Annotated in this window: 15 protein-coding genes; 8 read left to right on the top strand and 7 right to left on the bottom strand. The window is 72.3% G+C overall.

Annotated features, from left to right (window positions below):
- Positions 1-66 precede the first annotated feature (66 nt).
- Positions 67-1,005: an RNA polymerase sigma factor SigJ gene (gene sigJ / locus IH50_RS0105540; protein WP_030857874.1), complete on the top strand. Its 939-nt coding sequence runs from the start codon at positions 67-69 to the stop codon at positions 1,003-1,005.
- Positions 1,006-1,056: 51 nt separating this feature from the next.
- Here the strand turns inward: sigJ and IH50_RS0105535 are convergent, their stop codons facing one another.
- The 5 genes from IH50_RS0105535 to IH50_RS0105515 are packed head-to-tail and all read right to left on the bottom strand — an operon-like array spanning position 1,057 to position 6,677.
- Entirely contained in the window at positions 1,057-1,728 is a 672-nt protein-coding gene (locus IH50_RS0105535) for a TRM11 family SAM-dependent methyltransferase (RefSeq protein WP_078913866.1), read from the bottom strand.
- A gap of 5 nt (positions 1,729-1,733) precedes the next feature.
- A complete protein-coding gene (locus tag IH50_RS0105530) occupies positions 1,734-2,999 on the bottom strand; it encodes an MFS transporter (RefSeq protein WP_051767184.1) in 1,266 nt (421 codons plus the stop codon).
- Positions 2,996-4,351 (bottom strand): ATP-grasp domain-containing protein, encoded by a 1,356-nt coding sequence (locus IH50_RS0105525; RefSeq protein WP_051767183.1) that lies wholly within the window; start codon positions 4,349-4,351, stop codon positions 2,996-2,998. Before IH50_RS0105525 ends, IH50_RS0105530 begins: the two co-directional genes overlap by 4 nt.
- Entirely contained in the window at positions 4,348-5,649 is a 1,302-nt protein-coding gene (locus IH50_RS0105520) for an ATP-grasp domain-containing protein (protein WP_030857866.1), read from the bottom strand. Before IH50_RS0105520 ends, IH50_RS0105525 begins: the two co-directional genes overlap by 4 nt.
- Positions 5,646-6,677: a cysteine synthase family protein gene (locus IH50_RS0105515; protein ID WP_078913865.1), complete on the bottom strand. Its 1,032-nt coding sequence runs from the start codon at positions 6,675-6,677 to the stop codon at positions 5,646-5,648. Before IH50_RS0105515 ends, IH50_RS0105520 begins: the two co-directional genes overlap by 4 nt.
- A gap of 196 nt (positions 6,678-6,873) precedes the next feature.
- Between IH50_RS0105515 and IH50_RS0105510 the strand changes: the two genes are divergently transcribed.
- From IH50_RS0105510 to IH50_RS0105490, 5 genes are all read left to right on the top strand, one after another.
- A complete protein-coding gene (locus IH50_RS0105510) occupies positions 6,874-10,770 on the top strand; it encodes an amino acid adenylation domain-containing protein (RefSeq protein ID WP_030857862.1) in 3,897 nt (1,298 codons plus the stop codon).
- Positions 10,770-11,021: a tautomerase family protein gene (locus IH50_RS0105505; RefSeq protein ID WP_030857860.1), complete on the top strand. Its 252-nt coding sequence runs from the start codon at positions 10,770-10,772 to the stop codon at positions 11,019-11,021. Before IH50_RS0105510 ends, IH50_RS0105505 begins: the two co-directional genes overlap by 1 nt.
- Before the next feature lie 697 nt (positions 11,022-11,718).
- Entirely contained in the window at positions 11,719-12,582 is an 864-nt protein-coding gene (locus IH50_RS0105500) for a hypothetical protein (protein WP_051767181.1), read from the top strand.
- 475 nt (positions 12,583-13,057) lie between these two features.
- Positions 13,058-15,013 carry an AfsR/SARP family transcriptional regulator gene (locus tag IH50_RS39385; RefSeq protein ID WP_234328094.1) on the top strand — a complete coding sequence of 652 codons (1,956 nt, stop codon included), beginning with the start codon at positions 13,058-13,060 and terminating at the stop codon, positions 15,011-15,013.
- 314 nt (positions 15,014-15,327) lie between these two features.
- Positions 15,328-16,149: an AfsR/SARP family transcriptional regulator gene (locus tag IH50_RS0105490; protein ID WP_030857853.1), complete on the top strand. Its 822-nt coding sequence runs from the start codon at positions 15,328-15,330 to the stop codon at positions 16,147-16,149.
- A 54-nt stretch (positions 16,150-16,203) separates the two neighbouring features.
- Here the strand turns inward: IH50_RS0105490 and IH50_RS0105485 are convergent, their stop codons facing one another.
- Both IH50_RS0105485 and IH50_RS0105480 read right to left on the bottom strand, forming a co-directional pair.
- The gene (locus IH50_RS0105485; RefSeq protein WP_234328093.1) at positions 16,204-17,277 is read right to left on the bottom strand and encodes an acetylserotonin O-methyltransferase; all 1,074 of its coding nucleotides are present in this window, start codon (positions 17,275-17,277) and stop codon (positions 16,204-16,206) included.
- Between the two features lie 157 nt (positions 17,278-17,434).
- Positions 17,435-18,502, bottom strand: coding sequence for a polyprenyl synthetase family protein (locus tag IH50_RS0105480; protein WP_234328092.1), 1,068 nt, complete (start codon positions 18,500-18,502; stop codon positions 17,435-17,437).
- A gap of 295 nt (positions 18,503-18,797) precedes the next feature.
- Between IH50_RS0105480 and IH50_RS0105475 the strand changes: the two genes are divergently transcribed.
- Together IH50_RS0105475 and IH50_RS41550 are read left to right on the top strand one after the other, a co-directional pair.
- Positions 18,798-19,436: a hypothetical protein gene (locus IH50_RS0105475; protein ID WP_051767180.1), complete on the top strand. Its 639-nt coding sequence runs from the start codon at positions 18,798-18,800 to the stop codon at positions 19,434-19,436.
- The gene (locus tag IH50_RS41550) at positions 19,433-19,615 is read left to right on the top strand and encodes a hypothetical protein (protein ID WP_030857845.1); all 183 of its coding nucleotides are present in this window, start codon (positions 19,433-19,435) and stop codon (positions 19,613-19,615) included. The genes IH50_RS0105475 and IH50_RS41550 overlap by 4 nt, the downstream gene beginning before the upstream one ends.
- Positions 19,616-20,067 lie beyond the last annotated feature (452 nt).

Genomic DNA, 20,067 nt, shown 5'->3' with positions numbered 1-20,067 from the left:
ACAGTTCGCCGCGGTGTCTCGTCGGACCGAAGAGGGACACAGCGACCGAGGGAGTGGGCGACGACCATGACCGACCCGTCCGAGTCCGGGCACGGCCCGCCCGACGCGAGCCTGAGCGCGATCATCAGCGAGCGGCACCAGCTGATCAATCTCACGTACCGGCTCCTCGGCTCGCTGACCGAGGCCGAGGACGTCGTGCAGGAGACCTACACCCGCTGGTACGCCATGACTCCCGAGCAGCGGGAGGCCGTCGAGTCCCCCGGCGGCTGGCTGACGACCGTCGCCAGCCGCATCTGCCTCGACCTGCTCCGCTCGGCACGGGCCAGGCGGGAGCGCTACGTGGGTGAGTGGGTCCCGGAGCCCCTGCCCGCGGCCACGGAGTGGATCAGCGGGCGGTGGAGCGGCGGCACCACGAGCGATCCGGCCGACCGGGTCACCCTCGACGAGTCGATCAACATGGCCTTCCTCGTCGTGCTGGAGTCGATGACGCCGGCCGAGCGCGTCGCCTTCGTGCTGCACGACGTCTTCCGCTACTCCTTCGCCGAGGTGGCCGACATCGTCGGCCGGACACCGGCGGCCTGCCGGCAGCTGGCCTCATCGGCCCGCCGCCGCATCCGCGGGTCGCGGTCCGCCGCGGCACCGGCGGCCAGGAGCGCCGACCTCGTCAGGGCCTTCAAGGAGGCGTGGGAGGCCAAGGACATCGAGGCCCTCATCGGCCTGCTGGCCCCCGACGCCACGGCGACCGGCGACGGTGGCGGACTCGTGCGGGCCGTGATCCGCCCGGTCGAGGGCGCCGAGCAGATCGCGCGCTTCTTCGCCGGCCGGATGGAGGCGGTGCCCGACCTGACGCTGGTGGAGAGCACGGTCAACGGTCAGCCCGGCCTGGTCGCCCAGGTGGACGGCGTCCCCGTGTCGGTGCTGGCGTTCGACGTCGCGGAGGACCGGATCAAGCAGATCTGGTCGGTGCTCAACCCCGAGAAGCTCCGGGCCTGGCGGGAGGCCTGACCCGGGCCCCCGGTGACGGGGCCGGCCGACGCCCGCCGGGTGCGGCCGGCCTCACTTGCGGGCCATCAGCAGGTACTCGTGCGACCGATTCGTGCGCATCGGGTCGCCCTCGTCCTTGACCGGCCAGTCGTAGAGGTGGACGCGCTCGTCCCCCAGGGTCAGATGGCGGCCGAGCACGCGCGCGGCGTCCCAGGCCAGCGGGACGAACCGGTCCGCGATACGACGGTTCTGGACGGCGACGACCGCGTAGGCGCCCGGCCGCATCACCCGGGCGACGGCCGCGAAGGCCTCGTCGAGCGCCGCCAGGTAGGCGTCGTAGTCGCGCAGTGCGTACAGCTGGCCCGGGTCGGGCGCTTCGAGGTCCAGGTCGGTGCCGAAGTACGGCAGGTCGCACAGGACCAGGTCCACGGTGTCCGGGTCGAGCGGAGGTGTGCGGGCGTCGCCGCAGAGCATGCGCTGCTCCGGATAGCGCGCGACGCGCTCCCGTGCCTCCTGCGCGCGGGACGGGTTGATCTCGATGCCGATCCCGCGCCGTCCCTCGGCCGCGCAGGCCACCAGGGTGGTGCCCCAGCCGGCGAAGGGGTCGAACACCAGGTCGCCGGGCTTGCTCAACTCCGCGATCAGCGGCCGCAACTGACTGACGAGACCGCTCTGTCCCGCGGCCCCTTCCTGGACGAACTCCGGGTCCTCGCCGCCGAGTACGCGCCAACTGGACATCCCCATGGGGGTCACGCAACCTTTCTGGTCGGTCCGGTTCGGGAAGCGGCCGCTCCGGCTTCGGGCGGCACCGGGTGCACCGAGGCCGGCGGCAGTGCGCGCTCGAGGCGCAGCACGCCCAGGGCGGAGCCCGCCGTGGCCGCCGCGAGCAGCAGCCACATTCCGGTGGCCGACACCGACAGCAGGGCCGTGAACACGGTCGGCGCGAGCGCGATGGGCACCGCCCACGACAGCTGGTAGACCGCGAGGTGGCGGCCCCGGGTCTCCTCCGGCGCGGCCTGGGCCACCAGCGCGGAGGCCGTGGCCCCGTGCAGCAGCTCGCCCGCGGTGAACGCCGCGGTCGCGGCGAACACGCCGGCGATCAGTACGGCCCCGGTCGACAGGCTGCCGAGCACCGCGAAGCCGACGAAGGACAGCGCGAAGATACCCGCTCCGAGCGCCACCGCACGCGTCCTGCGGTACATGACCAGAACCCGGGTGACCGGGATCTGCAGCACCGCGATGCCGACCGTGTTGACCGCGTACAGGACGCCCACCAGCGATACGGGTGCGTCCAGTTCACGGGTGAGGTACACCGGGAGGGCCACGGACAGCACCATGTACCCGAAGGCCGTCGGAACGTTCAGCAGGGTGAGGCCCAGGAACGGGCGGTTGCGCGCCACCATCCGGTAGCCGCCCCTGCGGGAGACCCTGCCGTCCCGGGGCCGGGCCGGCGTGCCGGTGCGGATCGTGCTGAGCAGTCCGGCGGACAGCAGGTAGCCGGCGGCGGCCCCGAGCACGACGAAGGAGAACCCGGACTCGTCGAGGGCGAGGGCCGCGCCCGCGAGGAGGCCGCCCACGCCCAGCCCGGCGTTGCGCAGACTGCGCTGCAGGGCGAGCAGCTTGTCCCGCTCGGTGCCCCGCACGATCTCCGCCACGAAGGACTGGATGGCCGGCGGGTAGGAGGTGTCGCCGAGGGCCACCGGCAGCATCACCGCGAACATGGCCGCGCCGTTGTCGACCAGGGGGTAGGCGCAGAACGCCGAGGCCCGCAGCACGTATCCGCCCACCAGCACGGTGCGGGCGCTGAAGCGGTCGATGAGGACGCCGGTGACCGGGTTGCTCACCAGGCCGACGACCGCGGCCGTCGTCACGATGGCGCCGACCCGGGTGAGCGGCAGACCGGTGACGTGATGGAAGTAGAGGAGCGACAGCGGCAGGTACATGCCGCTGCCGGTCGCGTCGACGACCATGCCCAGCATGTACTTGAAGCGGACGGAGGACAGCTTCCGCGTCATGACGCCTCCGCCGGCTCGGCGTCGCGTCCGGGCCGGGTCCGGGCGGCGTCCCCGGGCAGCGCCACGATCTCCGTCCCGGCGACGATCCGGGCGCCGAGGTCGCGCAGCCGGCGCTCGCATTCGGCGCGGGTCGGGGCCGAACCCACGGCCGCCGTGAGGAAGTCCGCGGAGCCCGCGGCCGGGGCGATCACCTGGCCCTCCTCGGCGAAGAGCCAGAAGCCCCTCACCCACTCCTCGTCGGGGGCGGCGGGGAGCGAGCGCACCAGGCCGGGCCGCTTCATGGTGAGCACCTGTCCCGACATGCAGCGCGGCCGCAGCGGCGCCCCGTCGTCCGTGGCGCCCTCGATCACGGGCAGCGCGAGGCCGGCCTCCGCCCGGGTCACCTGCACGGCGAGCTGGATTCCGAAGAGAGTCTCGAAGACCTCCCGGATCTTCGCGCCGCCCGACCGGCCCGCGATCTCGCACAGCACCAGACGGTCGTCGGGCGTGTGGAAGACCTCCGCGTGGAAGGCGTGGGTGCGCAGTCGCGAGCCCTCGGGCCTCAGGGCCGCCAGGGTCCGCTCGACCAGCGCGAGCAGCCGGGGGGTGAGCGGGTCGTCCATGTCCAGGGTCAGGTCGACGCGCGGTCCGGGGTCGGCCCCGAACGAGGCCAGGTCGTACTGGTACTGGGAAGGCCAGGCGGCCACGGTGCGGCCGTCCACCACCAGCCCGTCGACGTGGCACATCCGCCCGGGCACGTAGGCCTCGATGAGCAAGTCCTCCCGCGGGCCGTCCCGGTAGGCCCGGGCGAGCCGCGCTTCCAGCTCGTCCCGGTCGGCGATGACGCTCAGGCCGATGGAGTTGTAGCCCGCCCGGTTCTTCAGCACCACGGGGAAGCCGTGCCGCCCGGTGAAGTCGCGGGCCTGCCGGGCGGTGCCCGGCACGGTGTACGGGGCGACCTCGACGTCGGCCTGCCGCGCCAGCCGCTTCATCAGGGCCTTGTCACGGAAGGGCGCGATGTCGGCGCTCCACGCCCCGTCGAGGCCGAGGCGCTCGCGCAGCCGGGCGGCGAGGGCCACGTCCGCCTCGTGGTGGGCGATGACATGGGTGATCCGGTGCTCCTCGGCGAGGGCGAGCGCGCGGGCCGGCACCGCCTCGTCGTCGAGGGTGTCGAAGAGCTCGAGGTGGGTGAAGTCGTGGTCGGCGGGTCCCGGGATCTCCTCGCCGGCCAGTTCGATCTTGTCGCGGGCGGCGAGGACGACGAGGGAGCCGGAGTACGGCGTGCGGCGGTCGAGGCCGGGGGTGTCGCCGTCCAGCCACCGGCGGTAGGGGAAGGCGGCGAAGGGGTTGCGGTGCAGGACGAGGACGCTCACGACCGGATCACCGTCCGTTCGCTCACCGGGGCGGCTTCGGCCAGGCCCGGCCGGCCGCCGGGGCTCCTCGTCCGGACCTTCAGCACGTCGCCGATGAGTTCGGCGCCGCGCCGGATCGCCGCGGTGGTGTCCTCACCGGTCACGGCGACCAGGCCGAGGCGGTCCCAGTTGTCCCGCAGGGGCCGCACCGTTTCCCCGGGCCTGGCGCTGATGCGCACCGCCAGGACGTCGGCGAGGGCCTGCGCCTCGGGCACGCCGTCGACCGACTCCACGATGTCGCCCGGCCGGCCCACCACCGACCGCACGGCGGCCCCGCCGTGCGCCTCGGGCCGGTCGGGGAGTTCCCCGGCCAGGCCGAAGGGCGCGGCGAGGGCGAGCGTGACGGTGTCGATGCCGTAGACGCTGTGCACCAGGTCGGTGATGGTGTCACCGGCGATCCGGTTGTGGCTCTCGATGACGCGGGGACCGCGGGCGCCGATCCGGATCTCGGTGTGGCAGACGCCGTCCTCGACACCGATCCGGTCCAGGAACCCGATGACGGCCGCACGGATCCGCTCGTCGACCGCGGCACCGATCCGGGCGGGGACCGCGTGTCCCAGTTCGGCGAAGTGCGCGGGGTCGGTGAACTTCTCGGTGACGGCGATGACGACATGACGTCCGGCGGAGCTGAAGGACTCCACGCTGTACTCCGGGCCGTCGAGGTACTCCTCCATCAGGAAGTCCTGGAGCAGCAGCAGCGTCGAGACCCGGTCCGTCCTGGTGCCGGACAGCCGCCGCACCTCGGCCCAGACCCGATCGGCGTCGGCGGGCCCGTCGAGGCGGTGCACACCGATGCCGGCGGTGGCGTCGGTCGGCTTCACAATGAAGGGGTAGCCGTGCCTCTCCCCGAAGGCGTCCAGGTCCTCGCGCACGCGCAGCGGTGCGGCACGGACCGCGTCGGGGTCGAGCCCGGCCAGGTGCTCGCGCATGACCGCCTTGTCGCGGAAGCGCCGGGTCACCTCGTAGCCGGTGCCGCCCAGGGCGAACAGGTCGTTGACGCGGGCCGCGTTCTCCAGGCCCGGTTCGGTGATCGAGGTGGCGGCGGTGAAGCCCGGGGCGTCGTGGAGCCGCTTGACCAGCGGCTCGACCAGGTCCCATCGGGTGTAGTCGACGACCTCCACGTGGTCGGCGAGGCGCTCCTGCTCGGCGGTGACCTTGGTGGGGTGCTGCAGCAGCAGGACGTGCAGGCCCAGTCGCCTGGCCTTGGCCACCGTTTCGTCGGTGGCGCCGATGAGCAGCAGCGAACGCTCGGGATTCATGTGTCGGTGGCGCTCCGTTCCTGTGTGCGGGCCGGTCGCCCGTGCGCGGTTTCTACGGGGTGGGCCTCGGACCACCAGCTGAGGTAGCGCTCTCCGGTGTCCGGGAAGACGGTGACGACCGTGGCACCGGTCAGGTCGTGCCGGCGTGCGAGTTCCACGCAGCCGTACGCGGCGGCGCCCGACGAGACGCCGACCAGCAGTCCGGTGGAGGCGGCGATGGAGCGGGTGGTGGCCGCGGCGTCCTCGTCCTCGACGATGATCACCTCGTCGATGACCGTGACATCGGTGACCGGGCTGGTGAACCCGCCGTTCAGGCCGGGGATGCGGTGCGGTCCGGGTTCGCCGCCGGACAGCAGGGGCGAGCCCGCGGGTTCCACGGCCACGACCCTCACCCGGGGGTTGCGCTCCCGCAGGAAGCGGGCGATCCCGGTCAGGGTGCCGCCGGTGCCGACGCCGCACACCAGGTGGTCGACCCGGCCGCCGGTGTCCCGCCAGATCTCCGGGCCGGTCGTCTCGTAGTGGGCCCGTACGTTGTCGGCGTTCACATGCTGGGCGGCGTACCAGGATCCGGGGATCGCGGCGTGCAGTTCCTCGGCGCGCTCCACACAGCCGGCGAAGCCGAGGGCGTGGTCGGTGAGTTCGACCTCGGCGCCCAGGACGTGCAGGGTCCGCAGACGTTCCCGCGAGGCGTTGTCGGGGAGCACGATCCGGCAGCCGTAGCCGCGGGCGGCGGCCAGCGCGGCGAGGGCGATACCCGTATTGCCCGAGGTGGACTCGATGATCGTCGCACCGGGGCGCAAGGTCCCCGCCTCCTCGGCAGCGCGCAGCATGAACAGGGCGGCGCGGTCCTTGATGCTGGACAGCGGATTCGCCGCCTCCAGCTTGGCCAGCACATGGGCGCCGGCGGGCAGCCCGGCAAGTCCCAGCCGCAGCATCGGGGTGTTGCCCACGAGTTCCTCGAGTGAGCCGACGACGCTGCCGGTGAACAGTTCGGTCACAGAGCCCTCCGGATCGGTTCTGTCCGGCATGTGCTGCGGGTGCGGTGCGCCCCGTGGGCACGTGCCGGTCCCGAATCTGCCGTGCCCCGTGCGCGATGACCACGCGTTCCATGGTTCGGGTTGCCGCACTGCATGGATTGCGGGGGTCGGCCGCGGCGCCGCCCGTGGCCCGAATCCGTACGTTCGAGCCGGAGGTCGAAGACCTATCCGATACGGGGATGCATTGATGAAGAGACAGGACACCGGCGGGACATGCCTGCCCGATCTGCTGAACGCCCAGGTCCGTGCCCGCCCCGGCGACATCGCCGTCATCGACGGGGGCGAGTCGCTCACCTTCCGCGAACTGGCCGACCAGGCCGACGACGTCGCCCGGTACCTGCACCACCTCGGCGTCGGCGCGGACGACTGCGTGGGACTGTTCGTCGAGCCGTCACTGGACCTGATGACCGGCGTCTGGGGCATCCTGCGCTCGGGCGGAGCCTATCTGCCGCTCCCGCCCGACTATCCGGAGGAACGCATCCGCCGCCTCGTGCGGGACGCCCGCACGGGCGTCGTCCTCACGCAGGGACTCCTGCGGAACCGGCTGGCGGATGTCCTCACCGCGGAGACCGTCGTCATCACTTTCGAGGACGTCGTGGAGTTCATGAAGGGCCGGTCCGGCGCGGACGCCGCCGAACTGCCCGACGGCCCGCGCCCCGCGGACCTGGCGTACGTCGTCTACACCTCGGGCAGCACCGGGGAGCCCAAGGGCGTGGCGATCGAGCACCGGTCCGTCGTCCACCAGATGCGCTGGCTCGCCGACGCCTTTGCGCTCGACGCGGCCAAGACGGTCCTGCAGAAGACCCCGGTCGGTTTCGACGCCGCCCAGTGGGAGATCCTGGCCCCCGCCTGTGGAAGCCGGGTCGTGATCGGGTCCGGTGGCATCCACCGGGACCCCCCGCGCCTCATCGAGGCCGTCACCCGTCACGCCGTCACGACCCTGCAGTGCGTGCCGACCCTCCTCCAGGCCCTCGTGGACACCGACGAGTTCGGCCGCTGCACCTCGCTCACCCACCTCTTCAGCGGCGGTGAGGCACTGTCCCGGACGCTCGCGAGGAAACTGACCCGGACGCTGCCGGGGACCGCCCTGGTCAATCTCTACGGCCCCACCGAGTGCACCATCAACACCTCGGCCCACACCGTCGACCCCGCCACCCTCGACGAGGGACCCGAGAGCCTTCCGATCGGCACGCCCGTGCCCGGTCTGAGCTATCACATCCTGGACGCCGAGGGCCGCTCCGTGGCCCACGGCACGACGGGTGAACTGCACATCAGCGGTGTCCAGTTGGCACGCGGCTACCTGCACCGGCCCGACCTCACCGCCGACCGTTTCCGGCCGCACCCGCGGCCGGGGGCGTCCGGGCACGACCGGCTGTACCGCACCGGTGACCTGGCCCACTGGAACCCCGACGGGAGCGTCCAGTTCACGGGCCGGGCCGACAACCAGGTGAAGCTGCGGGGCTTCCGGATCGAGCTGGACGAGATACGCCTGGCCATCGAGGCCCACGACTGGGTGAGGAACGCCGCCGTGCTCGTGCGCACCGATCCGCCCACCGGAGCCCGGAGCCTGGTGGCGTGCGTCGAACTCAGCCCCCGGGAGGCCGCGTTGATGGACCAGGGGGAGTTCGGCCGGCATCACGTGTCGAAGTCGTCCAAGCTCCAGGTCAGGGCCCAGCTGTCGGACCCGGGAGTACGGGACGCGGCCGGTCTGTCCGGGCGGCCCACCGTGCGTCTGCCCGGCGCCACCGCGGGCCCCGAGCAGCGGCGCCGGGCCTTCGCCCGCAAGACCTACCGCTTCTACGAGGGCGGCCCGCTCAAGGCAGCGGACGTGCTGGCGGCGATCGAACGGCGGACCGAGGGGGCCGGACCGCGTCGCCCCGAGGAGCTGACCCTGGACGAACTCGGCGTGGTACTCCGCGACTTCGGACAGCACCACAGCGACGAGCGACTGCTGCCGAAGTACGCGTACGCCTCCCCCGGATCCCTCTACGCGACACAGCTGTACCTGGAACTCGCCGGGATCGGCGGCCTGGCGGCGGGGCACTACTACTACCACCCGGTCCATCACGAGCTGGTGCTGGTCCACGGTCTCGGGGCAGCGGCCCGCCCGGGGGCCCGGGTGCACTTCATCGGCCGCAGGTCGGCGATCGAGCCGGTGTACAAGAAGAACATCCACGAGGTCCTGGAAATCGAGGCCGGGCACATGGCCGGCCTGTTCGACGAGGTGCTGCCCGCCCACGGCCTCGCCCTCGCCGAGGCGGCGCACGACGGCTCCCTGGTGCGGCTCCTGGGCTGCGACGAGGAGGACCACTACCTGGGCTCCTTCGAGCTGGTGCCCTGGTCCGCGGCACGGGCGCAGGCACCCGCACAGCGCTTCCTCGACATCTACGTGCAGTTCCATCCCGGCAGCGAGGCCGGTCCGCCCAGCGGTCAGTACCTGTACCGGGAGGGCCGGCTGCACCCGGTCAGCCGCGAGCTGATCACCAAACGGCACGTGGTCGCCATCAACCAGGCGGTGTACGACCGGTCCGGTTTCGGCATCACGCTCGTCAGCCGCGCCGCCGAGCGGGGCAGGGAGCGGATGGGCTACCTGGACCTGGGCCGCGAGGTGCAGCACCTGATGATGAACACCCGCCGCCTGGGCCTCATGCCCGCGGGTTACAGCTCGCGCACCGGAGACGACCTGCCCGCCGCCAGGCGCATGACGGCGATCCTGCGCGAGGCCCTACGGCCCACCGGACCGTCGTACTTCTGCGTCGGCGGCACGGTCAGCGAGAAGCAGCTCCGCCACGAGGGCATGGACGAGGACCAGGTGCACATGAAGGGGCCGGAGGAGCTGATCAGGGACGATCTGGCCTCGTCCCTGCCCGAGTTCATGCTCCCGAGCCGGATCCTGGTGGTGCCCGAACTGCCGCACACTCCCAGCGGCAAGCTCGACACCAGGGCCCTCGAAGGGTACGTCGAGGAGACGGCGGCACACTCCCCTCCAGTGGTGGAGCCGCGCAACCGGATCGAGGCGCGGCTGTGCGATCTGTGGCGGACGGCCATGAAACGGGACTTCGTCTCCGTCCACGACGACTTCTTCCAGCTCGGCGGGAACTCACTGATCGCGGTCGCCCTGGTCAAGCGGATCAACGAGGCGTTCGGCTGCAACATGCCGCTCCAGCTGCTGTTCGAGGCGACCACGGTGGCGAAGCTGGCCGAGGCGGTGAGCACCAGGGCCGCCGCCCACGCCTCCCGGATCACCCCGCTGCGGTCCGGGGGCGGCGGCCCGTCCGTGTTCTGCTGGCCCGGGCTCGGTGGGGTCACGATGAACCTGCGGCTGCTCGCGGCCCGCGCGCCCGGGGACCGCCCGGTCCACGGTGTCCAGTCGTACGGTGTCAACGAGGGCGAGACGCCGTTCGCGTCCGTCGAGGAGATGGCCGCCGCCGACGTGGCGGCGCTGCGGCGCGTCCAGCCGGAGGGACCATACACGCTGTGGGGTTACTCCTTCGGCGCGCGGGTCGCCTACGAGACGGCGTGGCAGCTGGAGCAGGCGGGCGAGCGGGTGGAGCGGCTGTTCCTGCTGGCTCCGGGATCGCCCCGGGTGGCCGGCGCCCCGCGGACGGCGCCGGCCCCGGCGGTGGCCGACTTCGCCGATCCCGTCTTCACCGCCATCCTCTTCTCCGTCTTCGCCGGGGCGCTCCCCGGCGGCCCGGACCTCGACGAGTGCCTGCGCCGGTCCACCGACGCGGAGAGCTTCGCGCGGTTCGTCGACCGCCGGTTCCCGCAGCTGGATCCCGGGCTGATCCGCCGCGTGGTGGCCGTGGTCTGCCGTACCTACGGGTTCACCCACGACCCCGTCGACCTGGCCGCACGCCGGGTCTCGGCGCCCGTGACGGTGTTCCGGGCGCGTGGCGACACGCCCTCCTTCATCGAACGCGCGCAGGACCGCGCGACGCCACCGCCCACCGTCGTCCGGCTGGAGACCGATCACTACGGGGCGCTGCGCGAGCCGGGCATCGGCGAGCTGGTCAAGGCCCTCCAGCGCGCCGCACCACGATCCGCGCCACACTTCACGACACGAAGGACGAGGACGCCCTGATGCCCCACGTGACCATTCGGCACTTCCCGAAATCCCTCACCGACGAGCAGCGGTCGCGCCTGGTGGAGCTGGTGACGACCGCTGTGCGGGAGGCGTTCGAGGTCGAGGAGGAGGTGATCTCCCTCGCGCTCGTCCCCGTCGCGCCCGAGGACTGGGACGTGGAGGTCCATCGGCCCGAGATCGTCGCACACCCGGAGAGGCTGGTGAAGGCGCCGGGGCATCGAACGGCCCCGCTCGACCCGCACGACTAGAGTATCGAGCCAGGATCGCTGGGGTGACCGGCGAACGGGGTTGCGACTTCCGGAGTGTTCACCAAAGATCTGACAGGGGGACCGTCGGCAGGGGGGCGGAGGACCTGCGGGCTGCTGTCGTCCCGGGGAGCCGGTCATGAGGGGCCGGGGATCGGGAAACAGGGGGAATCACATGCGCGTGCGCCGCTGCCGGGTGGAACCCGGGCTTCTCGTGGGGCCGTCGGAACCCGGCGGGCAAGCGGGTCCCCGCCGGCACGTGTCCTCGTCCCGCGGTCGCGCCCGTCGTCCCCGCGGACTTCCCACGCACCGGGCGGGCGCGGCGGGAGCGGGTACGGCCGACCGGCGGGTCTCCGCCCCGGCCCTGTCCGTGGTCCCGTCGCCCGCGGCCGGGTGACTCCCCGCCCGGTGGGCGCCGGTGGCCCGGTCGTCGCCGGGCCGGCCGCCGCCCGCGGTCCCCGCCCCGGGAGGGCCACCGCGCGACGGCCCGCTCCCCGTGCCGCCCTGCGCCCGCGGCGCTCCCGGGGCCGGCACGGCCGGGTCGAGCGGGCCCGTCGCGGCGCGGCTCCGCCGGGACACTCACGCCCTGCTGCCCCCGGGTACGGCCGCGCTGCTCCGGGAGCCCCTCGCCGGCCGGGGTCACGGGGTGCCCGTGGCCCCGGCCCCGTGCCCGGGTCGATTCCACGGAAAGGATGACGTCATGAGCACAGGCAGCAGCCGGACGCGGGAGACCCTGTCCTCCGCCGACTCACCGCTGGAGTCCCTGCTGCGGATCGCCGACACCCTCGGCAGTCTCGAACGGTACGCCACGAAGACCGCGGACCGGCTGCTCCTCGCCGAAGGCACCGGCACCGGGACGCCGGGCCCGATCCGGTACGTCGAGCGCCCGGGAGCCGTCCAGGAGGCGATCAGTGACGCGCTGTGGCGGGCGAAGCGCGAGATCCTCACGGCCCAGCCGGACGAACCGGGCCCCGGGGCCACGCCGGACTGGCTCCACGCGGCGGTGCACGCCCCGCTGACCCGTCGGGTCCCGATGCGGGCGCTCTTCCAGCACAGCGCCCGGTTCTCCGAGCCCACGAAGAAATACGTACAGAAGGTCATGGCGCACCAGGGCGTGGAGGTGCGCACGCTCCCGGAGTTCTTCGACCGGCTGATCGTCATCGACGACGAGGTCGCCTTCATCCCCGGTGCCGAACGCTCCCACAGCGTGGCGGTGATCCGGGACGGCGCCGTCCTCACGTTCCTCAGGGGCGTCTTCGAGAAGGCCTGGGTACGGGCCGAGCGGTTCCCGTTCCGGCCGGTGCGGGCGGCGGACGCGGCCCGCGAGGTGGTGCCCGACGTGCGTCGGGCCATCAAGGCACTGCTGATCGAAGGCCGCTCCGACAAGGCGATCGCGCGCCGCCTCGGCATGAGTCTGCGGTCCGTGCAGGGGCACATCGCCTCGCTGCGCAAGCAGTACGGCGCCGAGCACCGCTTCCAGCTCGGCTACCGGATGGCGCGCGGCGAGTACGCCGTCCCGGCCGATCCCGCCCCCGACTGCGCGCTGTCCGCCGACGAAGCCTGAATTCTTCCCGAACCGTCGCATGATCAGAAAATAGATATAGGCCTCACACACCGATGTCGACGCCGACCTTGACAGCAATCTATCCGATTAACATACTCAAGCATGCGTGGGGCCCGACGGGGGTTCGCCATTGCCTTCGCACCGTCGGGGGGGACGTCCGTGAAGCGCGACGCCTGCGTTCATGCAGTCCGTCTTCCGCAGGCGTCACCCCCTTCAGCCGCCCGCCTCACCCACCGGAATTCATGGCTCCCGTAGCCGGTGGCGGCACTCTGCCGCACCGCGCACCCGCTTCCCCGCCCTTCCCCGGCTCCGGCATGCCACGCATTCACCTCACCCCTGCCGGGGTGATTCATCGCCATACCTTCCCTGCCACCGTCTTGGAAGAATGAACGATATGAGTGACGTGGAATTATTTGCGACATCGTTCGACGCGCCGGTGGAATTCATCCGGTGGTCCGAAGCGCAGTCGCCGGAAATGCAGAGAATCGCCTCCCCCATGGTGGAGTTCCGGGCGCTGGGTCCACTGGAGGCGGTGGTCGCCGGCCGGCCGGTGGACCTGGGGGCTCCCAAACAACACAAACTGGTTGCGTTACTGGTCAGCCGGGCGGGCCGGCCGGTGCCGGTGGACGTCATACTGGAAGCCCTGTGGGCGCAGTCCCCGCCGTCCTCGGTGATGACCTCACTGCAGTCCTATGTGGCCAACCTCCGCAGGGCGCTGGAACCGGGCCGGGCGCCACGGACACCGCCGAAGGTGCTGCGCACCAGTGACCGCGGCTATCTGCTGGACGGCCGCGTCGTGGAGGTGGACGTCCACCGGTTCGAAAGACACGCCAAGGCGGGATGGCAGGCGTGGAACCGGGGGGATCCGCACAAGGCGCTGAGCGAGTTCGAGGCCGGGCTGGCCCTGTGGCGGGGCGAGGCCTACACGGAGGTGTCCCATTCCGTCCACGTGGCGGCGGAGGTGACCCGGCTGAAGGAACTGCGGTTGTCGGTCACCGAGGGGCGCTGCGCGGCGCTCTTGGCCGTGGGGGCCCACGAGGTGGCGGTCGCCGAGCTGGAGGCCTTCGTGCAGGCGCATCCGCTGCGCGAGTACGGTTGCGAACTCCTGAGCCTGGCGCTGTACCGGGCCGGCCGGCAGGCCGACGCCCTGGCGGTGCTGCGGACCAACCAGAGGCGGCTGGGAGAGGAGCTGGGCATCGACCCGAGACCGGCGCTGCAGCATCTCGAGCGCGAGATTCTCAGCCACGCCCCGGCACTCGACTGGCGTCCGCCCCCGGCCGGCCCGGTCATGACGGCGCCGGGCAGGCCCGGGACCGCACGGCAGGTCCGGGTGCCCGGCCCCCCGCGGCCCGGACCGGCCGCGGACGAGGAGGTCTTCGTGGGCCGCGAGCCGGCGCTGCGGCACCTGGCGGCGGTCTCGGCCGCGGCCGCACTCGGCCGGGGACGCGTGCTGACCGTGTCCGGTGAACCGGGTATCGGCAAGACCAGTCTGCTGCGGCGGTTCACCGGCATGACGGCAGAGGCGCCGGTGCTGTGGGGCGCCTGCCCCGGCCATGTCACCACGCCCCCGCTGTGGCCCTGGCGGCAGGTGCTGACCATGGCGGGCACCCACTGCCCGCGGCACCCGGTCCCGGGGCCCGTGGCCGAGGTGCTCGGCGGGGATCCCCGGCCGCCCCTGGACGGCGCGGACGCGGACACCACCCTGCGGCAGTTCGAGGCGATCGTCCACTACCTGACCGGCGCGTCCCGCACCACACCGCTGGTGATCGTCCTCGATCACCTGCACCGGGCGGACCCGGACTCACTGCGGCTGCTGGCCCACCTGGCCGAGTCGGTGCGGGCGAGCCGCCTGCTGGTGGCCGTGTGCTACCGGTCCGACGGGGCGGCGGCCCTGACCGGGACGTCGGCAGCGCTGGCCCGTGCGGAGACGATCCAGGTCGAGCTGAGCGGCTTGAACGTCGCGGAGACCCGGGCCCTGGCGAGCGCCATGCTCCGGCGGGAGGTCGGCGAGGCCACCGCCGAGGACCTGCGGGACCGCACCGGGGGCAATCCGTTCTACCTGCGCGAACTGATCAAGGTGTTCGACGACGACACGTGCCCGAGCCGGGTCCGTACGGCACCGGTGCCGGCGCCCGTGCGCGAGGTGGTGCTGGACCGCGTCGCCCGACTCGACCCGGTCGCGGCCGAGTTGCTGTCCATCGCTTCCGTCGCGGGCCGCAGCTTCGCCATCGACGCCGTCGCCGGGGCCTCGTCGATCGGGATCGACGAGGCGCTGAAGGCCGTCGACACCATCGTCGCGGCGGGCCTGATAGGGGAGGACCCGCAGCGACTGGGCTGGTACTTCTTCACCCATGCCCTGACCGCGGAGGTCCTGTACCGGACCATGGGGCGGCTGCGCCGGGTCCACCTGCTGCGACGCCTCGGCGGATAGTCCCGGGCGGGACGCGAGCGGGACCTTCCGGCGGCTCGGCGTCGGCTTGGCTTCGGCTCGGCGACCGGCCGCGGTCGCCGAGCGGTCACCAAGCCGGCGCCAAGCCGGCGAACAGTCCCGCTCAAGTCCCATGGACAACACTGATGGGCACACGCGGCACCGAAACGATCCGGACAGACCGGCGCTTCATGGTCCTGAGGTCCGCCGGTCCGTCTCCCGAGGCGCCGTCATGTTGTACGTGCCACGCAGCCTGGCCGGCCCTTTCACGCCCATCGTGGTCTGCCAAGAAGGACTCGAGGAAGCACGGGGGAAATATGAAAATTCAGGTACTGGGTACTTTATGTGCCGAGATCAACGAGAAATCCATTGTCCCGACGGCCGCCAAACCGCGGCAGATCCTGTCCCTGCTCGCCCTCTCCCCCGGACGGGTGGTGCCCGTCTCCACCCTCATGGAGGAGCTGTGGGGGACCGAGCCGCCGCAGAGCGCGCTGGCCACCCTCCAGACCTACATACTCAAGCTGCGCCGGCGCCTCGGCAGCGCCATGGGCCCCGACTCCCCCGGCGCGGTCAAGGAGGTCCTCACCACCCGGCACGGCGGCTACGCGCTGGAGACGCCCCCCGAGAGCGTCGACGTGCACGCGTACGAGCGCATGGCCGCGGAGGGCAGGTCGGCCTTCGACGCCGGCGACGACGCGGCCGCGGCCGACCGCTTCCGGCAGGCGCTGGCCCTGTGGCAGGGGCCGGCCCTGGTCGACGTGCGGACCGGGCCCGTCCTGAGGATAGAGGTCATGCGCCTGGAGGAAAGCCGCCTCGGTACCGTCGAACGGAGGATCGACGCCGACCTGCGGCTCGGCCGGCACAACGAACTCCTGCCGGAACTGGCGCAGTTGACGGCACGTCACCCGCAGCACGAGGGCCTGCACTCACAGGCCATGCTGGCGCTGTACCGGTCGGGCCGGCAGGCGTCGGCCCTCGACGTCTACCACCGGCTGCGCCTCCGGCTGATCGAGGGGCTGGGCGTCGAGCCCTCGCCGCGGCTGCAGCGGCTGCACCAGGCGATGCTGGTCGTCGACCCCCAGCTGGATGTCGTCGCCGGCCCCCGGCGCGGCTCGACGTTCGACCTCTACGCCGCCTGATGCCCTGGAGGCCGGCTGCTCCCACCGGGCGGCCGGCCTCCGGGGCCGGACGGCTCAGGCCCGCTTGGTCGCGCAGATGACGACGCGGTTGATGATGGCGTCCGGCGGGACGTCGGCGGGGTCCTTGGCGCTCACCTTCGTGACCTCGAACCCGCTCTCCTCCAGCCAGCTCCGGTAGGTGGACAGCTTCTGCAGTCCGCCGCGTCCCACCACGCAGCCGAGGATGTAGGCCGGGAAGAAGTCGGCCTGGTAGTCGTCGGTGTCCCCGATGTCCTCGGGGTACACGGGCGCGAGGACGACGATCCGCCCGCCGGGCTCCAGCGCCCGGTGGGCGTTTTCGAAGATGGTGCGGACCTCGTCCTCGTCGTACATGTCCACGAAGTGCTTGAGCAGCATCACGTCGAACCCGCCCGGAAGGGACTCCAGGACGTCACCGCCCATGAACGAGCAGTGCTCCGCGACGCCCCGCGCCTCGAAGTTCCGCAGGCACTCGGCCTCCAGGGCGGGCCGGTCGAAGGTGGTCACCCGCAGGCCGGGCGACCCCTTCAGCTGGTACGTCATGATCGCCCCGAGCCCGTTGCCGCCCTGCACGTCAAGCACCCGCGCCCCGGCCGGGACGTCGAAACTGCGGAAGAACCAGGGATAGACACTGGCGGTCTCGTTCCGGGCCAGCGGCCCCCAGGCGGCGCGCACCTCCTCGACCTCGGCCGCCGCCTCGAACATCGTTCCCTCGAACCCGTAGAGCTCCTTCAGGCCGACCACGCTGCCGGCCAACACGCTGTCGGAGAGGTAGTACAGCTGCCGCAGCATGCCCGTCTTGATCATGCCCATGAAGGTCAGGACGCGCTGGAGGTCCGTCTCGGCGACGTCCGCGAGCGCGTCGAGGGTGTAGCCGCCGGTGGTCTCGTCCCGGGCGACGAATCCCTCCTTCACCAGCAGGTGCAGCAGCTGCTCCACGGCATCGGGCTTCGCGCCCACCGCGGCGCCGATCCGGGCCGCGGTCAGGCCGGGCTCCTTGCGCAGCGCGTCCACCAGGCCGAGCTCGAAGCAGGTGTAGAGGTTCATGAACCGCGTGGGGCCCACCATGTACTCGCGTATCCGGGCGAGCACGGCTTCAGGATTGGACACAGGAATCCCTTCGCGTCGACATCCGGGAGGAGGCTCTTCGGCCCTGGAGCTCCCAGCGAGTATCGGCAGCGCTGCTGGAGCGCCGGTAGAGCGGCACTGTGGTGCGGCTCGGCGCCCGGCGGCACGGCGGCCGCCCGGGATCCGGGAGGCGCCGGGCTCAGGCGCTGCGGTAGGCGGCCCGCCGGGCCATGTCCGCCAGTTCACCGCGCCACACCTGGTCGATGGGCGCGTCGGCGATGGCCTTGCAGCCCCGCTCGACGAGACCGGCGATGTGCCTCTCGACGTCGGCGGGGACACCGGTGTCCACCAGGCGGCGGCGCACCTCGCCGGGTGTGTGGCCCGGCTCCGTGATCAGGCCGTGGACGCGCTCGTCGCGCTGCATCGCCCAGCCCAGCAGCAGCGTCATCTTGTGCTGGGTGAAGTCGAGGCCGGTGGGCTTGCCGGTGTCCGTGGAGTCGCCGAAGGCGTCCAGCAGATCGTCACGGAGCTGGAACGCCTCGCCCACCGCCTCGCCGTACTCCTCGAAGACGGGGGCGAGTTCGTCGCGGCCCGCGGCCTTCGCGCCCACCACGAGGGGCCGGTGGATGGTGTACCGGCCGGACTTGATCCTTGCGATCAGACGGGCGCTGCGGGGCGATGCGGAGAACTCGGCGGCCGCGTGGACGTCCAGGTACTGGCCGATCATCACTTCGGAGCGCAGCCGGTTCCACTCCGGGAGCACCTGCCTCGGCGCCTCGGTCATCAACGCGTCGGAGTAGACGAGCGCGAGGTCGCCGACGAGTACGGCCACGCCCTCGCCGTACCGGCGTGACTCACCCTGCCATCCGCGGCTGTCGTGCAGCGCCGCGTGCTTCGTGTGGACGGTCGGCAGCCCGCGCCGCCTGCTGGAGTCGTCCAGGACGTCGTCGTGGACGAGGGCGGAGATGTGCAGCATCTCCAGGGCCGCGCCGGCCGCCACGATCCCGGGGGCGTCGGGATCACCGCCGGCGGCGAGATAGCCGGTGACGCAGAAGGCGGGCCGGATGCGCTTGCCGCCCGACGCCATCAGCTCGGCCAGCGCGTCGACGGGGACGACCGCCCCCTCGTGCACCTCCGCCCACACCTCGCGCTCGGCCGCGAGGAGGGAACTCAGCCTGTCCTCGACGCGGCGGAGCAGGTCGGTGGTGATGCGGCGGGCGTGGGAGACGGCCTCCTGGCCGGTGTCACGGGTCGCGTCGGACGTCACAGGCATCTCCTCGGGTTCGGACGGCGGGGCACTCGGAGGGAGCGCCTGAGTGAATCTGGAGTTCCTCTGTAGCGGCGATCGACCGCGCATGCACGGCGTTGACACCCCGAACCGCACCATGGAAATCTCCCTGTGCGTCCGGGCCGGAGGGAAAAGGACCGCTGTTCGCCGGGCCACGGGTGAATCCTCCGCCGCGCCCCCGTTCCTCCCGCGGGCCGCCGGCCCGACCGCGACCGGGCGGTCCCCACAGGCAGCTCTTGTCATCCGTGACGGTCGCCGGGCAAGCCACCTCGGAATGGAGATCGAATTGGAGTCGCACGCCTGCCCAGAAACTCCGGACAAGGTCCCCGGCGAAGCGGCCGCGTCCGCCCTCAGCACCTCGCGCGTCCGGCAGTTGGAAAGCGACCTGCGCGCGCTCCCCGGCCTCTACCAGGAGAGCCTGCACCACGTCTCGCCCCTGTCCAGGCGCATGCACCACACGCGGGTGTCCGGGAGCCGGAGCCGGGACCACCTGAACGTGTCCGCGCTCGACGCCCGGCACCACATCCTCGCCGTTCTCGAGTCGTGGGCCGGGTTCGTCACCGACGAGCTCGGTGGCGTCGCACCCGCGCGCTCTGTTCCCCGCCTGGCGCATTTCCTGCTGCGCCACCTGGAGTGGCTCACGGAACAGCCGCCGGCGGCGGACTTCGCGGACGAGATCGACGCCCTGCGGCTGGATCTGCTGCGCACCATCGACCCGGAACCCGGGGAACCCCACGTGCTCACCTGGGAGTGCGTGGTGGCCGGCTGCGCCGGAAGGATCACCACGTCGCCGCGGCAGCGGACCGCGGACGGCACCAGCATCCGGTGCTCGTCGGGGCACACCTGGGAACTGCGCGAATGGATCACCCTGCGACCGCTCGTCGAACAACGGCGGAGGGCTGTCGGCGCATGAGGAAACCGCCGTCCCACCGTCTGGTACCGACCAAAGTGGCCGCGCTCGCCGCGGGTGTGTCCGAGGCGACGATCCGCAAGTGGGTGAGCCGCGGGAAACTCACCCGCTACGGCACACCGGGCCGGTCCGCGTTCGACATCGAGGAACTCACACGGATCGCCGTACGACGACGGCGTTAGGAGGTGTCGTCCGGATCAGGTCGGCTCCAGCGCGCGGTGCCCAGCAGCCGAGCCGAGCGGGGTCCGGTGACGGGGTACCTCCCACGCCCTTCAGGCAGTGGGGGAGCGGTGCCGGACCCCGCGACCCCGCCACCCGACAAGATTCAGACGACACCCCCTGCTCGAGACGTCGGAGGGGGGCCGGACGACGGCCGCACGCCGTGGCCGTCCCGGGATGCGCGCGGAGCACGTCCGGCGCGTCCGCGGGGACCACCGGGCCTCTCCTCCCCTGCCGCTTCCCCACGGAGGGCGGTGACCGGGACGGCGCGCGGTCCGTCAGCGGGCCCGCGGCACCGGTGCGGGCCTCCGGCTCGGACAGGCCGTCCGGGCGTCGGTGAGGACGCCCGACGCCCGGACGTCCCGCCGCGGGACGTCGGCCGGCGGCTCTCCGGTGCGCGCCGAGCGGGCGGACG

It is taken from the genome of Streptomyces sp. NRRL S-37 (genome assembly GCF_000721605.1).
GTDB lineage: Bacteria > Actinomycetota > Actinomycetes > Streptomycetales > Streptomycetaceae > Streptomyces.
The sequence above is the reverse complement of the archived record's forward strand: the minus strand, read 5'-3'. Positions and strand labels throughout refer to the sequence as shown.

Coding starts and splice junctions, on each gene's coding strand:
- sigJ (WP_030857874.1), top strand. CDS start 67: ATGACCGACCCGTCCGAGTCCGGGCACGGCCCGCCCGACGCGAGCCTG.
- IH50_RS0105535 (WP_078913866.1), bottom strand. CDS start 1,728: ATGGGGATGTCCAGTTGGCGCGTACTCGGCGGCGAGGACCCGGAGTTC.
- IH50_RS0105530 (WP_051767184.1), bottom strand. CDS start 2,999: ATGACGCGGAAGCTGTCCTCCGTCCGCTTCAAGTACATGCTGGGCATG.
- IH50_RS0105520 (WP_030857866.1), bottom strand. CDS start 5,649: ATGAATCCCGAGCGTTCGCTGCTGCTCATCGGCGCCACCGACGAAACG.
- IH50_RS0105515 (WP_078913865.1), bottom strand. CDS start 6,677: ATGCCGGACAGAACCGATCCGGAGGGCTCTGTGACCGAACTGTTCACC.
- IH50_RS0105510 (WP_030857862.1), top strand. CDS start 6,874: ATGAAGAGACAGGACACCGGCGGGACATGCCTGCCCGATCTGCTGAAC.
- IH50_RS0105505 (WP_030857860.1), top strand. CDS start 10,770: ATGCCCCACGTGACCATTCGGCACTTCCCGAAATCCCTCACCGACGAG.
- IH50_RS0105500 (WP_051767181.1), top strand. CDS start 11,719: ATGAGCACAGGCAGCAGCCGGACGCGGGAGACCCTGTCCTCCGCCGAC.
- IH50_RS39385 (WP_234328094.1), top strand. CDS start 13,058: ATGCAGAGAATCGCCTCCCCCATGGTGGAGTTCCGGGCGCTGGGTCCA.
- IH50_RS0105490 (WP_030857853.1), top strand. CDS start 15,328: ATGAAAATTCAGGTACTGGGTACTTTATGTGCCGAGATCAACGAGAAA.
- IH50_RS0105475 (WP_051767180.1), top strand. CDS start 18,798: ATGGAGATCGAATTGGAGTCGCACGCCTGCCCAGAAACTCCGGACAAG.
- IH50_RS41550 (WP_030857845.1), top strand. CDS start 19,433: ATGAGGAAACCGCCGTCCCACCGTCTGGTACCGACCAAAGTGGCCGCG.